Source organism: Amylibacter sp. SFDW26 (assembly GCF_009184395.1).
Lineage (GTDB): Bacteria > Pseudomonadota > Alphaproteobacteria > Rhodobacterales > Rhodobacteraceae > Amylibacter.
The window spans coordinates 21,301-38,060 of sequence record NZ_WEIC01000004.1 but is presented as its reverse complement, the minus strand read 5'-3'; the positions used below and the strand labels follow the sequence as shown (position 1 = coordinate 38,060).

General features: G+C 46.4%; 19 protein-coding genes. 1 reads left to right on the top strand and 18 read right to left on the bottom strand.

Annotation, left to right across the window (positions count from 1 at the left end; genetic code table 11):
• Positions 1–4: 4 nt before the first annotated feature.
• The 17 genes from F9L33_RS11815 to F9L33_RS11735 form a co-directional block, all read right to left on the bottom strand.
• Complete coding sequence (locus tag F9L33_RS11815) at positions 5–1,303, bottom strand: amino acid ABC transporter permease (protein ID WP_152143008.1); 1,299 nt, start codon at positions 1,301–1,303, stop codon at positions 5–7.
• Position 1,304: 1 nt separating this feature from the next.
• Positions 1,305–2,522 (bottom strand): amino acid ABC transporter permease, encoded by a 1,218-nt coding sequence (locus F9L33_RS11810; RefSeq protein WP_152143007.1) that lies wholly within the window; start codon positions 2,520–2,522, stop codon positions 1,305–1,307.
• A gap of 147 nt (positions 2,523–2,669) precedes the next feature.
• A complete protein-coding gene (locus F9L33_RS11805) occupies positions 2,670–3,689 on the bottom strand; it encodes an amino acid ABC transporter substrate-binding protein (protein ID WP_152143006.1) in 1,020 nt (339 codons plus the stop codon).
• Positions 3,690–3,898: 209 nt separating this feature from the next.
• Positions 3,899–4,603, bottom strand: coding sequence for an ATP12 family chaperone protein (locus F9L33_RS11800; protein WP_152143005.1), 705 nt, complete (start codon positions 4,601–4,603; stop codon positions 3,899–3,901).
• Positions 4,603–5,652, bottom strand: coding sequence for an RluA family pseudouridine synthase (locus tag F9L33_RS11795; RefSeq protein WP_152143004.1), 1,050 nt, complete (start codon positions 5,650–5,652; stop codon positions 4,603–4,605). The genes F9L33_RS11800 and F9L33_RS11795 overlap by 1 nt, the downstream gene beginning before the upstream one ends.
• Positions 5,649–6,029, bottom strand: a complete 381-nt coding sequence (gene crcB / locus F9L33_RS11790) for a fluoride efflux transporter CrcB (protein ID WP_152143003.1) — start codon at positions 6,027–6,029, stop codon at positions 5,649–5,651. The genes F9L33_RS11795 and crcB overlap by 4 nt, the downstream gene beginning before the upstream one ends.
• 69 nt (positions 6,030–6,098) lie before the next feature.
• The gene (locus tag F9L33_RS11785; protein ID WP_152143002.1) at positions 6,099–7,421 is read right to left on the bottom strand and encodes a replication-associated recombination protein A; all 1,323 of its coding nucleotides are present in this window, start codon (positions 7,419–7,421) and stop codon (positions 6,099–6,101) included.
• Positions 7,422–7,475: 54 nt separating this feature from the next.
• Positions 7,476–8,063, bottom strand: coding sequence for an acyl-homoserine-lactone synthase (locus F9L33_RS11780; RefSeq protein WP_152143001.1), 588 nt, complete (start codon positions 8,061–8,063; stop codon positions 7,476–7,478).
• Between the two features lie 72 nt (positions 8,064–8,135).
• Positions 8,136–8,747 (bottom strand): autoinducer binding domain-containing protein, encoded by a 612-nt coding sequence (locus F9L33_RS11775; RefSeq protein ID WP_152143000.1) that lies wholly within the window; start codon positions 8,745–8,747, stop codon positions 8,136–8,138.
• 136 nt (positions 8,748–8,883) lie between these two features.
• On the bottom strand, positions 8,884–9,303 hold the full coding sequence (rplQ, locus tag F9L33_RS11770) for a 50S ribosomal protein L17 (RefSeq protein WP_152142999.1): 420 nt from the start codon (positions 9,301–9,303) through the stop codon (positions 8,884–8,886).
• 142 nt (positions 9,304–9,445) lie between these two features.
• Positions 9,446–10,462, bottom strand: coding sequence for a DNA-directed RNA polymerase subunit alpha (locus F9L33_RS11765; RefSeq protein WP_193222037.1), 1,017 nt, complete (start codon positions 10,460–10,462; stop codon positions 9,446–9,448).
• 96 nt (positions 10,463–10,558) lie between these two features.
• On the bottom strand, positions 10,559–10,945 hold the full coding sequence (gene rpsK, locus F9L33_RS11760) for a 30S ribosomal protein S11 (protein WP_152142997.1): 387 nt from the start codon (positions 10,943–10,945) through the stop codon (positions 10,559–10,561).
• A gap of 13 nt (positions 10,946–10,958) precedes the next feature.
• On the bottom strand, positions 10,959–11,327 hold the full coding sequence (gene rpsM, locus F9L33_RS11755; protein ID WP_152142996.1) for a 30S ribosomal protein S13: 369 nt from the start codon (positions 11,325–11,327) through the stop codon (positions 10,959–10,961).
• A 213-nt stretch (positions 11,328–11,540) separates the two neighbouring features.
• Entirely contained in the window at positions 11,541–12,125 is a 585-nt protein-coding gene (locus F9L33_RS11750; protein WP_152142995.1) for an adenylate kinase, read from the bottom strand.
• A 1-nt stretch (position 12,126) separates the two neighbouring features.
• Entirely contained in the window at positions 12,127–13,488 is a 1,362-nt protein-coding gene (gene secY, locus F9L33_RS11745; protein WP_152142994.1) for a preprotein translocase subunit SecY, read from the bottom strand.
• A 104-nt stretch (positions 13,489–13,592) separates the two neighbouring features.
• On the bottom strand, positions 13,593–14,078 hold the full coding sequence (rplO, locus tag F9L33_RS11740) for a 50S ribosomal protein L15 (protein WP_152142993.1): 486 nt from the start codon (positions 14,076–14,078) through the stop codon (positions 13,593–13,595).
• A 160-nt stretch (positions 14,079–14,238) separates the two neighbouring features.
• The gene (locus F9L33_RS11735) at positions 14,239–14,988 is read right to left on the bottom strand and encodes an SDR family oxidoreductase (protein ID WP_152142992.1); all 750 of its coding nucleotides are present in this window, start codon (positions 14,986–14,988) and stop codon (positions 14,239–14,241) included.
• A gap of 260 nt (positions 14,989–15,248) precedes the next feature.
• Between F9L33_RS11735 and F9L33_RS11730 the strand changes: the two genes are divergently transcribed.
• Positions 15,249–16,118 (top strand): DMT family transporter, encoded by an 870-nt coding sequence (locus tag F9L33_RS11730; RefSeq protein ID WP_152142991.1) that lies wholly within the window; start codon positions 15,249–15,251, stop codon positions 16,116–16,118.
• Between the two features lie 198 nt (positions 16,119–16,316).
• Here the strand turns inward: F9L33_RS11730 and F9L33_RS11725 are convergent, their stop codons facing one another.
• Positions 16,317–16,754 carry a carboxymuconolactone decarboxylase family protein gene (locus tag F9L33_RS11725; protein WP_152142990.1) on the bottom strand — a complete coding sequence of 146 codons (438 nt, stop codon included), beginning with the start codon at positions 16,752–16,754 and terminating at the stop codon, positions 16,317–16,319.
• Positions 16,755–16,760: the final 6 nt, after the last annotated feature.

Here is a 16,760-nt window from a genome sequence, read left to right as displayed (position 1 = left end):
CTCCTTAGTGGCCTGTCTGAAGCTTGCGCTCCAGATACATTGAGTAACGAGACATTGCGAAACAGAAGACAAAGAAGATTACAGCGATAAAGCCGTAAAGTTCCCAGATAATTCCGTTCCAGTATTGGTCCGCGCGAATATTGGTTGAAAGCCCGATCGGGTCCAAAAGACCGATGATCGAAACAAGCGTGGTGTCTTTGAAAAGACCGATAAATGTCGATACGATATTCGGGATCGAGATTTTCAACGCTTGCGGCATGATAATCAGGCGTGTTGCTTGCCAGAAATCAAGACCAAGGCTGTCTGCACCTTCGTATTGTCCTTTTGGTAAGGCTGCTAAGCCCCCCCGGATCACTTCGGCCATATAGGCAGATGCGAACAAGGTCACCATAATGATAACACGCAAGATGATATCGAAGTTTGTTCCCGGAGGCATAAAGTAGTTCAACAATGTTGATGCAACGAACAACAATGTGATCAACGGAACACCGCGGATGAATTCGATAAAGCCAACACAGATCACTTTCACAATCATCAGATCAGACTGACGACCCAACGCCAATACAATGCCAATTGGTAATGAGAATGCGATACCTGTGATACCGATCAGAATAGACAGCATAAAGCCACCAAATTTTGCAGATTCAACGCTTTCAAGTGAGATCGGAATGATACCTTGCATAATATCAGCAACAGGTCCTGCAAAGAACAAGAACCAAAGAATTGGAACAACAGCACAAGCAATCATGCCCACCAACTCGCTTGAAGCTTTGCTTACAACGTTCAACGCTACATAACCCAATACGAAACCAGCGATCACAGAAAGTGGCAACCAGATAGAGCCGCCCCATAGCAACCAAAAGGCAATGAATGGGTAAAGAGCTGTGAACAGCATCATCTTCTTAGGAATGCTGTTGAACAATACAGGAGCCAAAGCAACCAACATCATAATGAAGGCCAGGTTCGGACGCCAGTAACTGTCAGCTGGATAGAAACCATAGATCAACTGCAAATAGCGTTCACGGATAACTGCCCAACATGCACCTGTTGTGCCTTCACCATGAGCTGCCGCAATACTCGCGCGGCATTCTTTCAGTGAGGTAGCTGTCCATGATGATTGGAAAACCCACGGTAACAAGTGGCTTAGGGTGAAATAAATCGCCCAAAGTGCCACGATAGATAGTATCGCGTTTGGTACAGATGAGAACAAGTTCTCACGCAACCATTTAACGATACCCGTTTGCGATGTAGGTGCTGGGCGTTCTTCCAGCATTTCCGTACGTACATATGAAAAATCTGTCATATCAACGCTCCTGCAACTTAACGCGGTCATTATACCAATTCATAACCGTCGAGATTGTTAGCGAGATTGCCAGATAGATCGCCATAAGGATCATCAGACATTCCATTTCACGGCCCGTTTGGTTCAACGTAATACCGCCCAATGTGCCCGTAATATCCATATAGCCAACCGCAATCGCCAATGACGAGTTTTTGGTCAGGTTCAGATATTGCGAAATCATCGGTGGGATAATCACGCGCAAAGCTTGCGGTAGAACAACCAAGCTTGTGATGCGTCCTTGGCGAAGGCCCAAAGCAGCAGCAGCTTCTGTTTGACCTTTAGAAACGGCCTGAATACCAGAGCGAACTGTTTCCGCGATAAATGCAGCCGTATAAAGAGACAAAGCAAACCACAATGCGATCAACGAGTTCCGCATGTAGAAGCCACCTTTAAAGTTAAAGCCTTTCAATTCTGGATATTCCAAACCAATTGGCTTGCCCAAAATGTAATAGGCTAGAATGGCTGGAACAAAGAAAATCGCAAGTTTGATCCAGAACGTTGGCAGGATTTCACCTGTTTGTTCTTGGCGTTTGCGCGCCCATTTACCAAAGAAGACCATACCGACGATAGATGCCAAGAATACTGCGATTACAGCGCCTGACCCAGCAAACCAAGTTGGTGCTGGAATATAAATACCGCGGTTTGTTAATGCGACACTGTCAAACAATGACATAGATGCGACAGCATCTTCACCACGAAAGTCTCTTGGCTGTGGGAAAACTTCGATGAAAATAGCCATCGTGATCAAAATCCAAAGCAGAACAGGAACATTCCGGAAGCCTTCGATGTAGATTGTCATTAAACGCGAGATCAACCAGTTTTTCGAAAGACGCATAACGCCCACCAAAACACCGATGACTGTCGCTGTGATACACCCAAGAAATGCCACCAACATAGTGTTTAGAACACCTACCAGTGACGCGCGTGCGTGTGTCATTTGTGAATTATATTCGATCAACCGCTGGTTAATATCATAACCTGCTGGTTCCCATAAAAAGCTAAATCCTAGTGGTTTACCAAGATCAGCAAGGTTTTGTGCTGTGTTACTGACCAGCCAGCCAATCGCGATTAAAAAGCCAACGAGGGCGATAATCTGGATTGTCATTGAACGATAACGTGTATCGTACAACAGCATGCTTGGTCGGAAACCGCCCTTAACTGGATCGGTTATTGCAGACATGTGTCTACACTCCCTTTTTTATGCGGGTAATGATTAGTGGCTTGATGTGCGTGCTCACATCAAAACCTTCCCTCCCCGGAGTTTTTTGTAAGTCTTTTTTATATAAGAAAAGGGCGCAGACTATGCTGCGCCCTTAACTCTAACCGATTAACGGAAAGGTGGAGAGTAGATCAAACCACCATCTGTCCACGGAGCGTTCAAACCACGTGCGATACCGATTGGAGAACCTTCACCAATGTTAGTCGCGAAGATTTCACCGTAGTTACCAGCATTCGCAATTGCACGAGATGCCCATGCTTTGTCTAGACCAAGCATCGCGCCCAAGTCACCTTCTGTACCCAACAGACGGTTAACTTCTGGGTTGTTACCAGCAGCGGCTGAAGATTGAGCAACATTTGCAGATGTAATGTTTAGCTCTTCAGCTGTGATCAAAGCGTTCAATGTCCAGCGAACGATGTCGCCCCATTGGTTGTCACCGTGACGTACTAGTGGGCCCAAAGGCTCTTTAGAAATGATTTCTGGTAGTACTGTGTGGTCATCTGGATTTTCAAATGTCGCACGAGTAGCCGCTAGGCCAGATGCGTCAGTTGTGTAAACGTCACATGCACCAGCTAGGTATTGAGCTTGTGTTTCAGCGTTTGTTTCCACTGGAACTGGCTCGTAAGAGATGTTGTTTGAACGGAAGAAGTCCGCCAAGTTCAACTCTGTTGTTGTACCAGTTTGGATACATACAGTAGCACCGTCTAAATCTTTAGCAGATGTAACACCCAATGCTTTTGGAACCATGAAACCTTGGCCGTCATAGTAGTTCACACCAACGAATTCAAACTTAAGGTCTACATCGCGTGAGAATGTCCATGTTGTGTTACGTGCCAACATGTCAACTTCGCCTGAAGCCAAAGCAGTAAAACGTGTTTTACCAGTTGTTGGTACGAACTTAACTTTTGAGCCGTCGCCCAAAACAGCAGCAGCAACAGCGCGACATACATCAACGTCGAAACCGCCCCACTTACCGTTCGCGTCAGCAGCAGCAAAACCAACTAGACCTGTGGAAACACCACATTTTAGTTCGCCAGCAGCTTTGACATCGTCAAGCGTACCCGCAGCAGCTACACCAGCAGCTACAGATGCTGCGGCTAGCGTGCCTAGAAATACAGATTTTTTCATTTTTTTACCTCTTCCTGATGGTCAGCCCCATTAGGGGCTCTCTCCCGGCCATCACAGCCAGTATTATTGATAGAGTAAGGAATCCCTTAATCTAGACCCACATTTGGACAGGAGTTGGCTTGCACGTCAAGGGACGAGTCATGTTTTCGTCGCGTTAATGCCCTGTTTTTATGCAAAAATAAAAAAACAAATGTTATATATAGCAATCTTTAGATCATTTTCAGAACAAAAAAGGAACGTTTAAAGGCATCACAGCGAGCTTTCGTAAGAGACGTCGCTTCTTCATCTTCGCCCCATTGCTCAATTTGCCACTCTTCATCAATGCGTGAAGCCGCCCAAGCCGTCGAAACGTCGATGCGTTTTTGGGCAGTCGCAAGACCAATAACAAACGACCCAGACAAAGTAATCAAATCATAAACTGCAGCCAATTCAAAAGCTGTGTATTTTTGTAAAATCTTCGAACACACATCCAGCACATCAGGTGCCTGCTCGACAGGCATTACACCAGTGCCTGTTTTCAAAGTCACATCATATTCTTTTGCAAACCAATCCAGCAAAGGGTCCCATGTCATTTGTTGGCGCTCAACCAATCCTTCGGGGGAAACGGCACGATAAGATAGCAAATCCGTTGTCGCATATTCAGCCAACATTGGAATGATAGCATCAGACTGGACAGATACCTTATCAATCGCAGCATTTGCAATTTTCGTCAGCGGTAACTTCTCAGGATCAACCTTCTCTTCCAGTGATGCCCACTCTTTAGCTATCTCATGCGCGAACGCTTCAGTCGGTACATATAATTTCGATTTTAATGGCGTACGGACTTCACGTCCATCCAGCAAAATAGAATACCCCTCTGCCACTTTGCCAACGCTGACTTCAGACCAAAATACTTTTTGCGCCCAATCTGCCATTATTCAAACTGCTCTTCAAAGGGATCCGCAGGTGCATCGGCAATATCCCAGGCCAAAAACTCCCATGTACGGTTCATATGGTCTGGCAAATCTGCTGTGAATGTCATGCGGCGACCTGTTGATGGGTGATCAAACGAAATAGAACGCGCATGAAGGTGCAGCTTCTTACTAATGTCACCACCCAACTGTGATCCCCAACCATCACCGTCATTCACCTGTGCGCTGCCACCATATTTACCGTCGCCAATGATCGGATTTCCGATCTCTGCCATATGTGCGCGCAATTGGTGCGTGCGGCCTGTGATTGGCACCAATGCCATCCAAGATACACGGCGCCCAAGTTCATTGATCGTGGCATAATCCGTCGTGGCACGTTTTGCACCCTTCGTAGCATCCACCTCATTCGGATGGATACAATACATCTTTTCACCACCGCCATTTGGCCCATGACCACCAGCTTTGACCAAGCCATACCGAATAGTTCCCAATTTAGGGCGTGTCACACCAGCAACTGCAGCCCAGTAAATCTTACGCGTATCACGGGATTGAAACGCTTTCGCCAGCCATTGTGCCGCTTTACCTGTGCGTGCCAAAAGCAAAATGCCAGACGTATCTCGGTCCAAACGGTGTACCAGTTTGGGCTTATCATCATTGCCGAATTTCAACGCTTCGGCCAAACCATCTACGTGAACATTTGTCTTCGTTCCGCCCTGCACTGCCAAACCAGCCGGTTTGTTCAAAACGATAATATCGTCGTCTTTATATAACACGCAGGATTGGATCATCGCGGCATCTGCGTCAGACACATGATACTCACGCCCGCGTACTTCAGCAGCGCCTTCATCTGGGATCGGTGGTACACGCACACTTTGGCCTTCTTCCACACGGCTGTTCGCTTTCACGCGTTTACCATCCACGCGCAAATCACCCTTACGGCACATCTTTTCGATCCGTATTTGGCTGAGATGCGGAAAACGTTTACGTAACCAACGATCAACACGTTGGCCGTCGCCGTCGGCTTCGACTTCTAACATTTGTACTCGGCTCATGCCCATATACTCCGCGCGCAGATTAAACCCAAAAACAGGGCAAAGATGGATAAACCAACCGACCCAAAAACATAAAACCCAGCGCTTGCGATCTTACCTTTTTCAAATAATGCGAGTGCATCCAACGAGAATGCAGAAAATGTTGTGAAACCACCCAAAACACCAGTCATCACAAGCGGCACAATAACGGGATGATGTACCTTGTGCATAAACACCACTGCAATCATGCCCATGACAAACGAACCGATAATATTCACAATCATCGTGCCCACAGGAAACCCTGCGCCAAACATGCGCGCAGCCCATAGAACCATACTATAACGGCAAACAGCGCCAATAGCGCCGCCAACTGCAACAAGTCCGATTGTGTTTAACATTGGGATCATCCCCTAAATTCGCGGTACCCTTACTGCGCTTTATGACGGGATACGAGAGTAAAGCCGCGTTTATTTTTTGTCCGCGTTCCTTTTAACACGCAATTTTGCAAAATAATCCATGCGTTTTTTGAATTCACGCTCATGACCCCGTTCAACGGGGAAATAATACACACCACGGTTCATACCATCAGGGAAGTAGTTCTGACCAGAAAACCCATCCTCGGCATCATGGTCATAGGCATATCCATCACCGTACCCCTGCTCTTTCATCATCTTAGTTGGCGCATTCAAAATATGATTAGGTGGCTTCTTAGAACCTGTAGATTTAGCCTGCGCGTAAGCCGCTTTATAAGCCACATAAGCTGCATTCGATTTCGGAGCCAAAGCCAAATAGATCAGCGCCTGCGCTAAAGCCAGTTCACCTTCTGGACTGCCAAGTCGTTCAAAGGTTTCCCACGATTGTAAACATACGGCTTGCGCATTCGGATCAGCCAACCCGATGTCTTCTACAGCCATACGTGTAATACGCCGCGCCAAATACCGCGGGTCTTCGCCGCCATCCAACATACGTGTAAACCAATATAATGCAGCATCGGGGTCACTACCCCGCACCGACTTGTGCAGTGCAGAAATCAGATTGTAATGCCCGTCCCCAGATTTATCGTATTGCGCGGCACGCCGTTGTAGGCGTTTCGACAAATCCTCAATATCAACTGGCTTTTTTGAACCCCAACCAAAACATTGTTCGATCAAGTTCAGTAAGCTGCGCCCATCGCCATCTGCCATTTCCAGCAGAGCTTCGCGTGCTTCGGCCTTTAGTGGCAGCTTTTCTCCAACCTCAGCCTCGGCACGTTGCGCCATAAGCTCTAGATCTTTCAACTCCAACCGTTCCAACACCAAAACCTGTGATCGCGATAAAAGCGCAGAGTTCAACTCGAACGATGGGTTTTCTGTCGTGGCACCGACCAAAATAATTGTGCCATCTTCCATAAACGGCAGAAAGCTATCTTGCTGGGATTTGTTAAAGCGGTGAATCTCATCCACAAACAGCAATGTTTGTGTGCCATTCGAACGACGTAGCCTAGCGGCCTCAAAGACCTTTTTCAGATCAGCGACACCTGAAAAAATAGCGCTTATTTGGACGAATGTTTTGTCAGTCTCATTGGCAAGTAATCTTGCCAATGTTGTTTTCCCCACCCCAGGTGGCCCCCAGAATATAATCGACGCCAAACTACTGGATTTCAACATCAACGTCAGCGCACCATCATCCCCAATCAGATGCTGCTGACCAATCACCTCGTTCAATGTCCGAGGTCTGATACGATCTGCAAGCGGAGTGTTCTTTTCCGCGTGTTCAGGCTTTGCGCCAACTGTGTCAAATAAATCCGCCATAGGGCATGTATCTCACAGCAGTCAGAAGCTTGCAATCAGCACAAAAGCTTTTCCTTACAGTGCAACCTCAGGCAGGTTCACGATATAGCTTTGGTGTTCTTTACCATCGATTTCAATAATCGGGCCCAACGGATCAATTTCCAAACCGCTACGTTTCATCCAGCGCCCCAAGCTGACAGAGCCCAAACCCAAAACAATCTCAACACCCAGTGTTTGACGTGTTTCCAACAACGCATACAACAAACGTGACTGTACGGTTTTCCGTGTATGCGAAGGTAGCCCATCAGTAATAAAAAAACGGGAAAATTCAAAAATATGAGGGGCGCATGGTGCTTCTACATACAAAAGGTCGTCTGGGATTGCTTCACTCAACCCAGCTTGCGCATCTTTGATCATATAAGAATACATGCCACATTCTGCCGTTGTTGGTGTTAGCCGGAAACCACCAAGAACATGCCCAGCATCATGAATAGCGACCCAACGGCTATCAGGAGTGTCATATTGGTCAAACTCCATTCCTTCAGTTCCAGGGGTTTCCGCAGGCTTCCCTAAAGAGAAACTTTCATAACGTGCTTTGAGCAAATTCGTAAATAATTCTCCATAAGTATGGATATTGTTAAATGATAAAGTAGTCGCTTGCATAGTAGCCTCATCCTTTAAATAGGCATTAATATTCACTACAAGCTGGGGTAATAATTCTGACGGGCTACTAAGTTACAATAGCTTATAGTCCTTCGCACGTTGCACTGCTTCTGCAGTCGTTTTCGCCAACAGACGAGAGCGCGCAGAAAACAATCTTACCTTGAAAGCACTCACCGATATGCCAAGCTTTGCAGCTGCCATTTCGTATCGATACCCATCAGCAACAAGCTCTAAAGCTTCGCGTTGGGCATCCGTTAATCGCGCAGGTAATTCAGCCTTACGGTGAAGATCCATTACGATTTTCTGTGCTTCTAAGAGTTCATCAATGGTAAATTCACGATCTTCACGTGCGATTCCCACGATAGATCGTGAGGAAATGCGTCCATGAGAGATTGTTGCACCATGTTTAAGCCCATGCTCACGGGCTTGCTTAATAATATCAAAAGGGTCTGGGAGAGGGCATTCATTCCAGCGGCAAACGCCTTGTTTAGCAAATGACCAAGCGACCATAGGGTCACGCAAACCATAGACATTGTTGGTATAATGATCCTGCCATTTCTTCGACCACGTGTGCGAAGAAATAAGTGGGGAAGCGAAACGAATATGCAAACCAATACTATAGCCCAGAGGAGAAATTTCCTCGAGTTTTTTTAATTCACTATCTAAATTACTTTTATCTGCCATACTTCCTTAGAGGGCGAAAATATAGAATAGTCAACAAAAACTAACCTTTAGACAGGTAACTTTTCAAATTTATGACACAAAAAAGCCCCACTTCGCAGCAGGGCTTTCGTATTTCCAATACTAACGTAGGGGAAACTTATTCTTCGGCTGCATCTTCTTCTGCAACGCGAGCTTTATCGGCTTTACCCTTTGCATCTACATCACGATCAACGAATTCGATGATCGCCATAGGTGCCATATCGCCATAACGGAAGCCCGCTTTAAGAACGCGGATGTAACCACCTTGACGCTCTTTGTAGCGTGGGCCCAAAACCTCAAACAGTTTAGCAACATATGCTTCTTGCTTTAGTTTTGATGCGGCTTGGCGACGTGCGTGAAGATCACCACGTTTTGCCAATGTAATTAGTTTTTCAACGATTGGGCGAAGTTCTTTAGCTTTCGGCAATGTTGTTTTGATTTGCTCATGTTCAATAAGCGAGCCAGCCATGTTCGAGAACAACGCTTTACGGTGTTCATGTGTACGATTTAGGCGGCGGTAACCACGTGCGTGACGCATAATATTAATCCTTTATCTTCGTTTTTACTTTGTCTGGCGAGCCTGCGTTGGGTCTCACACTCCTTGGGGCATTATTGCCCAGATATTCCCCACCATTTGTGGGCATTTTTTGGACAGGCTCGTAAGCCTGCCCGAAACTTTATTAGAACTGGTCTTCGTATTTCTTAGCCAACTCTTCGATGTTGTCCGGTGGCCAATCCACAATGTCCATACCTAGGTGCAGACCCATGCCAGTCAGAACCTCTTTGATCTCGTTCAATGACTTGCGGCCAAAGTTTGGCGTACGAAGCATTTCTGCCTCTGTCTTTTGGATCAAATCGCCGATGTAAACGATGTTGTCGTTCTTCAGGCAGTTTGCTGAACGCACAGACAATTCCAATTCGTCCACTTTCTTCAGTAGAAGTGGGTTGAATTCCAACTCGTCTTCTTCTTCTTGGCGGTTCGCAGATTCTGGCTCGTCGAAGTTTACGAAGACTGACAATTGATCTTGAAGGATACGTGCCGCAAACGCGATTGCATCTTCAGGAGAAATTGAACCGTCTGTTTCAACTTTCATAGTCAGTTTATCATAATCAAGAACCTGACCTTCACGTGTTGGTTGCACATCATATGACACGCGCTTAACAGGTGAGAACAAAGCATCGATTGGGATCAAGCCAATAGGCGCATCGTCTGGACGATTTTTGTCGCCAGCAATGTAGCCTTTGCCTGTTTCAACAGTCATTTCCATAAACAAAGATGCGCCATCGTCTAGGTGACAGATCACGTGATCTTTGTTTAGAACTTCAATACCAGCCGTTTCAGTGATATCGCCAGCGGTTACAACACCAGGACCTTTTGCAGAGATAGAAACACGTTTCTGACCTTCGGCTTCCATGGCAATAGCCACGCCTTTAAGGTTCAAAACGATGTCTGTTACGTCTTCACGTACACCAGCAACTGATGAAAACTCATGCAATACATTGTCGATTTGCACAGAAGTGATCGCTGCGCCTTGCAGAGATGACAACAATACACGACGCAATGCGTTACCTAGTGTCAAACCAAAGCCACGCTCCAAAGGTTCTGCAACAGCTGTCGCAGAGCGCAAAGGATCTGCACCTGGTTTAATGTCTAGTTGGTTAGGACGAATAAGTTCCTGCCAATTCTTATGGATCATGTGGGCCTCCATTCTTGTTCACTGTTATGGATCCGAAACAGCAAACGCTCGAGGTTGAAATGACGTTGGGCCAGCCCTAAAACCAGCCCAGAATTATTATACGCGGCGACGCTTTGGTGGGCGACAGCCGTTGTGTGCCATTGGTGTAACGTCACGGATTGCTGTGATGTTGAAACCAATTGCAGCTAGGGCGCGAAGAGCTGATTCACGGCCAGAACCTGGACCTTGAACTTCTACTTCTAAAGTTTTAACGCCGTGCTCTTGTGCTTTTTTACCAGCATCTTCAGCAGCCATCTGAGCTGCGTAAGGTGTTGATTTACGAGAGCCGCGGAAACCCATTGTACCAGCGGATGACCATGAAATTGCGTTGCCTTGGGCATCTGCAATCAAGATCTTTGTGTTGTTGAATGACGAATTCACGTGTGCAACACCAGTTGTGATGTTCTTACGTTCTTTACGCTTCATGCGTGCTTCACGAGCCATTGTTCAAACCCTCCTATTTCTTCTTACCAGCAATGGCCTTTGCAGGGCCTTTGCGTGTGCGAGCGTTTGTGCTTGTACGTTGACCACGAACAGGCAAACCACGACGGTGACGAAGACCACGATAAGAACCCATGTCCATCATACGTTTGATGTTCATAGAAACTTCACGGCGCAGATCGCCTTCAACTTCGAAGTTTGCATCGATGTATTCGCGAATTTTCAAAAGATCCGCGTCTGACAATTCGTTCATACGACGTTCGTCAGCAATTTCTAGATCTTTACAGATTTTAACAGCAGAGGTGTTACCAATGCCGTGGATATAAGTTAGAGCGATTTTTACCCGTTTATGATCGGGAATATTCACGCCAGAAATACGTGCCACGTTTTATAGTCCTTTGGTTGCGGTTCCGTGTTTCCAGAACCTGTTTTCACAACAAAACCCAGCGAAATTGCCGCTGGGCTGATTAATTCCAGACCACTTCCGAGACTTTGCCGAATCGGCAGTTTTCAGAAAAACCCTAAGATTTTTGCCTAGAAGGTCGTCCTTTAGGGGAAATCCCTAAAAACGTCAAGTATTTAAGGGCGTTATCTTCCCTTAAGATACATTTTCCAATGCGCCAGAAATGCTAGCAGCTACGTCTTCGATAGATTGCAAACCATCTACAGACTGAAGTTGGCCTTTGGCATGGTAATAGCCGATTAAAGGTGACGTCTCTTTGTAATAAGCCATAAGGCGTACCTTCAAGCTTTCAGCATTGTCATCTGCACGTACAGGTTGGCCCGCTGCGGCGGCTTCTGCTGCACGGTTTACAATGCGATCAACCAGAACTTCGTCTTTCACTCGCATCTCAATCACTGTATCCAGCGTTTTGCCTTTAGATGCCAAAAGATCAGCAAGTGCATCTGCCTGTGCCAACGTACGCGGAAAGCCATCAAAGATGAACCCACCTTTATTGTCACCGTCCAATTGCTCTTCGATCAAACCAATTACGATTTCATCCGTCACCAACTCGCCACGATCCATAACAGCCGCAACTTTGTTCCCCATCTCAGTGCCAGATGTTTTTGCTGCGCGCAGCATATCCCCTGTAGAAAGTTGAACCATATTACGCTCTTCAACCAAACGCGCTGCTTGAGTGCCTTTGCCTGCTCCCGGAGGGCCTAATAGGATAATATTCATATTACTTACGTGCCTTTCTGCGTGCTTTAGAGCGGTTCTTACCGCGCAATTGTGATTTTTCAATCAAGCTTTCATATTGGTGTGCCAATAGATGCGACTGTACCTGTGTGATTGTATCCATAGTCACAGATACAACGATCAACAGTGAAGTACCACCAAAGTAGAATGGAATAGCCAGTTGGCTGCGCAGAATTTCTGGCAACAGACAAACAGCCGCCAAATATGCAGAACCAAGAACCAAGATACGCGTTGTTACGAAATCTAGGTATTCAGCCGTTTTTGCACCTGGGCGAATACCCGGAACAAAGCCGTTTTGTTTTTGTAGGTTTTCCGCGACTTCATCTGTCTTGAATGAAACATTCGCTGTGTAGAAGTATGAGAAGAACACGATCATCGCCACAAAGAATGCAAGGTATAGCGGCTGACCTGGGCCAAAATACGCTAGTATAGTAGACATTAACGGTGATGTTTGTGTGCCTGAAAACGTGCTGACAGTTGTTGGCAACAATAGCAATGCTGATGCAAAGATCGGTGGGATAACACCAGCAGGGTTGATTTTAATCGGTAGGTGGGAACTCTCACCGCCGTATACTTTCATACCAACCTGACGTTTTGGATATTGGATATGCACTTTACGAAGTGCGCGCTCCATAAATACGATGAATGCGATCACAGCCACAACCATGACCATAACCCCCAAGATAACAGCAGGAGACAATGCACCAGACCGACCTTGGCTAAAGAACTGTGCCAATGCTGCAGGCAATTCAGCCACAATACCCACGAAGATGATCAAAGAGATACCGTTGCCGATACCGCGTGCCGTGATTTGTTCGCCAATCCACATAAGCAACATTGTACCACCAACAAGCGTTACGATGGCAGGTAGTTGGAATGTTAGAAACCCTGGATTTGTTGCCAAATCGCTGACTTCCAATCCTCTAGACAAGCCATAAGCTTGGAAAACAGCCAAAACAACCGTGCCATACCGAGTGTATTGGTTGATTTTCTTACGACCTTGTTCGCCTTCTTTCTTCAGCTGCTCTAGCTGAGGCACCATTGCAGTCATCAACTGAACAATAATAGAGGCAGAAATATATGGCATGATACCAAGGGCAAAGATCGCCATACGGCCAATCGCACCACCTGAGAACATGTTTAAGATACCGCCGATACCTTGTTGTGCTTGATCCACGAATAATGCTAGCGCAACTGGGTCAATGCCCGGAACGGGAATAAACGTACCAATACGGTAAACGATTAACATACCTAGAGCGAATAAAATACGTGATTGAAGCTCTTTAGCTTTGCCAAAGGCAGACCAAGATATGTTGGATGCCATTTGTTCTGCAGCTGATGCCATTTTCTAACCTTCTTTCAGATGAAACGCCGCGATATCCATTTTCAGGACACGCGGCGCCAAAAAACTTGTATATATGTAAGCAGCGATTGCGCTGCCTACAAGTATTATTCCGCCGCAGGGGCTGCTTCTTTAGCAGAAGTCACAGTCAATTTACCGCCAGCTTTCTCAACAGCAGCAATTGCAGACTTAGAAGCACCAGTAACCGTCAGATCAATTTTCGCGCTCAACTCACCTTTTGCAAGGATACGAACACCGTCTTTAACGCGACGCACAAGGCCAGATTCAACCAAAACTTCTTCTGTGATTGGTTTTTTCACGTCAATTTTCTTTGCGTCGATAAATTTTTGCAACAAACCTAGGTTCACAACAGAATATGTTTTTGCATTGATGTTGTTAAAGCCACGCTTTGGTAGACGCATGTACAATGGCATTTGACCGCCTTCGTAACCGTTAATAGATACACCTGAACGTGATTTTTGACCTTTGATACCACGGCCACCCATTTTACCTGTTCCAGAACCTGGACCACGGCCAATGCGCTTACGGCTTTTCGTTGCACCTTTATTATCGCTTAATTGATTCAATTTCATGTCGCTATCTCCTATCGCCGGAACTACCCCCGACTAGCGACAAAGGGGCAAACACGGCATTATGTTTGATTCTGAACCTTATGATCCAGATGCGGTCATATACGCGGGCTTTGTCAGGTTTTCAAGGGGAGATATCCCACCTTGTTTTATAAACCACAGCCTACAACAACCTAACAGACATTCCGCCATCTGCGGCAATAGCGCTACCTGTTACAAAGCTTGCACGATCTGACAGTAGAAACATTGCCAATTGTGCAATTTCTTTTGGGTCTGCCATACGTTTCATTGGGTGCAAGTTAGAGATGAAACTATGCACTTCAGGATCATCACCAGCCATCGCGGTTACAGTACCCCCAGGCATAAGCGAAGTTACACGAACACCATCCGCGGCATATTCCGACGCAATAGACTGCACAAAACCGTTCAATCCCGCTTTTGAAGCTGCGTACGCTGCCATTCCAGGCATTCCACCATTTGTAACGCCGACAAAAGAAGACGTGAACACAATTGAACCGCCGCCTTGGGCTTTCAATGCTGGAACCTGTGTCCTTGCTAATAAAAATGCGCTGGTCAAATTGGTCGCCATCACATCATTCCAATTATCCAATGACATGGTCGATATATCCACCGTATCCCCCATAAGCCCCGCATTGTTGAATGCACCATTCAAACCACCAAAGGATCCGACAGCTAATTCTACCAATGCTTGAGCATAATCAAGATCTTTCACATCACCTGCTAAGGTTTTAACGCTATCTTTGCCAATCAATGTTGCAACACGTTCTAATTCAGCTTCACGACGTGCCCCTATAATAAGATTAGCGCCTTCTTGCGCAAACAATAGTGCAGCAGCCTCGCCAATGCCGCTACTTGCACCTGTAATAATAATCGTTTTGTTTTTCAGTTCCATCTTGAGCTCCATTTTTCAAAACATAAGCTCCAAGTACAAAAGGTAATAAATATTGCGATCCGTTTCTTGCGATCACAACAAAAGACCAATGCAATGCGCAAGAAATGGGTCACACGCACATCAAAAAAATCCGCTAAAAGCAAGACTACAGTTTTTTAAATTCGCGCGCTGGCAATCGAAAACCCAAAACTAGAATTCTGCGCTTTTACATGTGGGAATTAAGAGTAGGCTCCAAAATAACGGCTAAGGGGATTATTACTATGCAACCACGTTGGCTTTCTTTTGCACCTTTCATTTTTCTGGCTCTTTGGTCTGGTGGCTACGCCGTTGCAAAAGTTGGCCTTCAATATGCAGAACCCATGACAATGCTATCCATTCGTTATGCCTGTGTGGTTGCGATCATGTTGGTCATATTCGCCATCATCAGACCGCCCCTACCCAAAACCCTTTCTGAATGGGTGCACCTGTCCATCGTGGGCATCCTAATCCAAACGATATATTTTGCATTTTGTTGGCTCGCATTCCGTGACGGTGTCGCCGCTGGTACAGTAGCCTTGATCATGTCCTTACAACCCATATTGGTCGCCCTTATAGCGCCCACATGGACCAAAGAGCACGTAGGGTGGTTGCGTTGGGTGGGCTTGGCCTTGGGGTTGGTGGGCACAGCATTTGTGATCATTGCAAAATCTGGCGTGGCCCCTCCCAGTATGCTTGGGCTATTCTTTTGCGCTATCGGATTACTGGGCATTACCATCGGTACACTATGGGAAAAACGGTTTGGGAAATCTCATCACCCCGTAACAGCGAACTTAGTGGGGTATGCTGCGGGCCTATTGGGCGTTCTCCCTTTCATGCTGACATTGGAAACCATGCAAATCGATTGGACATGGCAATTTGGCGCGGCCCTGTTCTATCTAGTTGTAGGAAACTCGGTCATCGCAGTAGGCCTCCTCCTTGCCATGATCCGCGTAGGTGACGTTAGCTCTGTTTCATCCCTGTTCTTTATGATCCCACCCTTTGCGGCCTTCCTTGCATGGCTTTTACTGGGAGAGACCATGCCAATGATCACATGGGTCGGTATCGCGATTGCCGCCGTTGGTGTTTACATCGCCACGCGCAAACAGGCATAAACCTATTACCACTACCCCAAAAATTGACATCACAGAGGCAGAAACCTGCACCAGGTCAAACGCTGAATTTGCACTTGATAAACAAGTAAACCACCTAGATATCTACACCTTAAAGCGATGTCAGTTTAAGGGGTCGGTGCTAAGCGTATCACTCAAAGATAAGACAGCACTACAAAAAGCATTGGTGTTCGTGCGCGACTAATCAGGCTCGTGATCAAACGCGATGCTGACACGGTTCCATGCATTCATTGTGGAAATCAAGAATGTCAGATCAACCAAGTCCCGCTCGTTGAAATGACTGTGCACGGTTGCATATTGCGCGTCTGATGTCCCCTTAGGTGTCACGTTCGTCAAAACCTCAGCCCATTCCAATGCCGCCTTTTCTGTTTCTGAAAAAACAGCGCTGTCCCGCCAATCCACCAACACATCCAACCGCGCCTGTGTTTCGCCATCCCGCAGAGCTTCTTTGGCGTGAATATCGATGCAATACTTGCACCCATTAATCTGACTGATCCGCAACAATACGATATGCCGTAGTTGTACATCAAGCGTGGAGTCTTCGAGGTATTTTTTGATGTCCATAATATAGCGCAGGACATCAGGGGCGGTGTTCCAATATTCTAGGCGGATGGGCATGAGATG

Bases quoted from the DNA above. Each gene is read 5' to 3' on its own strand.
- F9L33_RS11815 (WP_152143008.1), bottom strand. From the start codon at position 1,303: ATGACAGATTTTTCATATGTACGTACGGAAATGCTGGAAGAACGCCCA.
- F9L33_RS11810 (WP_152143007.1), bottom strand. From the start codon at position 2,522: ATGTCTGCAATAACCGATCCAGTTAAGGGCGGTTTCCGACCAAGCATG.
- F9L33_RS11805 (WP_152143006.1), bottom strand. From the start codon at position 3,689: ATGAAAAAATCTGTATTTCTAGGCACGCTAGCCGCAGCATCTGTAGCT.
- F9L33_RS11800 (WP_152143005.1), bottom strand. From the start codon at position 4,603: ATGGCAGATTGGGCGCAAAAAGTATTTTGGTCTGAAGTCAGCGTTGGC.
- F9L33_RS11795 (WP_152143004.1), bottom strand. From the start codon at position 5,652: ATGAGCCGAGTACAAATGTTAGAAGTCGAAGCCGACGGCGACGGCCAA.
- crcB (WP_152143003.1), bottom strand. From the start codon at position 6,029: ATGTTAAACACAATCGGACTTGTTGCAGTTGGCGGCGCTATTGGCGCT.
- F9L33_RS11785 (WP_152143002.1), bottom strand. From the start codon at position 7,421: ATGGCGGATTTATTTGACACAGTTGGCGCAAAGCCTGAACACGCGGAA.
- F9L33_RS11780 (WP_152143001.1), bottom strand. From the start codon at position 8,063: ATGCAAGCGACTACTTTATCATTTAACAATATCCATACTTATGGAGAA.
- F9L33_RS11775 (WP_152143000.1), bottom strand. From the start codon at position 8,747: ATGGCAGATAAAAGTAATTTAGATAGTGAATTAAAAAAACTCGAGGAA.
- rplQ (WP_152142999.1), bottom strand. From the start codon at position 9,303: ATGCGTCACGCACGTGGTTACCGCCGCCTAAATCGTACACATGAACAC.
- F9L33_RS11765 (WP_193222037.1), bottom strand. From the start codon at position 10,462: ATGATCCATAAGAATTGGCAGGAACTTATTCGTCCTAACCAACTAGAC.
- rpsK (WP_152142997.1), bottom strand. From the start codon at position 10,945: ATGGCTCGTGAAGCACGCATGAAGCGTAAAGAACGTAAGAACATCACA.
- F9L33_RS11750 (WP_152142995.1), bottom strand. From the start codon at position 12,125: ATGAATATTATCCTATTAGGCCCTCCGGGAGCAGGCAAAGGCACTCAA.
- secY (WP_152142994.1), bottom strand. From the start codon at position 13,488: ATGGCATCAGCTGCAGAACAAATGGCATCCAACATATCTTGGTCTGCC.
- rplO (WP_152142993.1), bottom strand. From the start codon at position 14,078: ATGAAATTGAATCAATTAAGCGATAATAAAGGTGCAACGAAAAGCCGT.
- F9L33_RS11735 (WP_152142992.1), bottom strand. From the start codon at position 14,988: ATGGAACTGAAAAACAAAACGATTATTATTACAGGTGCAAGTAGCGGC.
- F9L33_RS11730 (WP_152142991.1), top strand. From the start codon at position 15,249: ATGCAACCACGTTGGCTTTCTTTTGCACCTTTCATTTTTCTGGCTCTT.
- F9L33_RS11725 (WP_152142990.1), bottom strand. From the start codon at position 16,754: ATGCCCATCCGCCTAGAATATTGGAACACCGCCCCTGATGTCCTGCGC.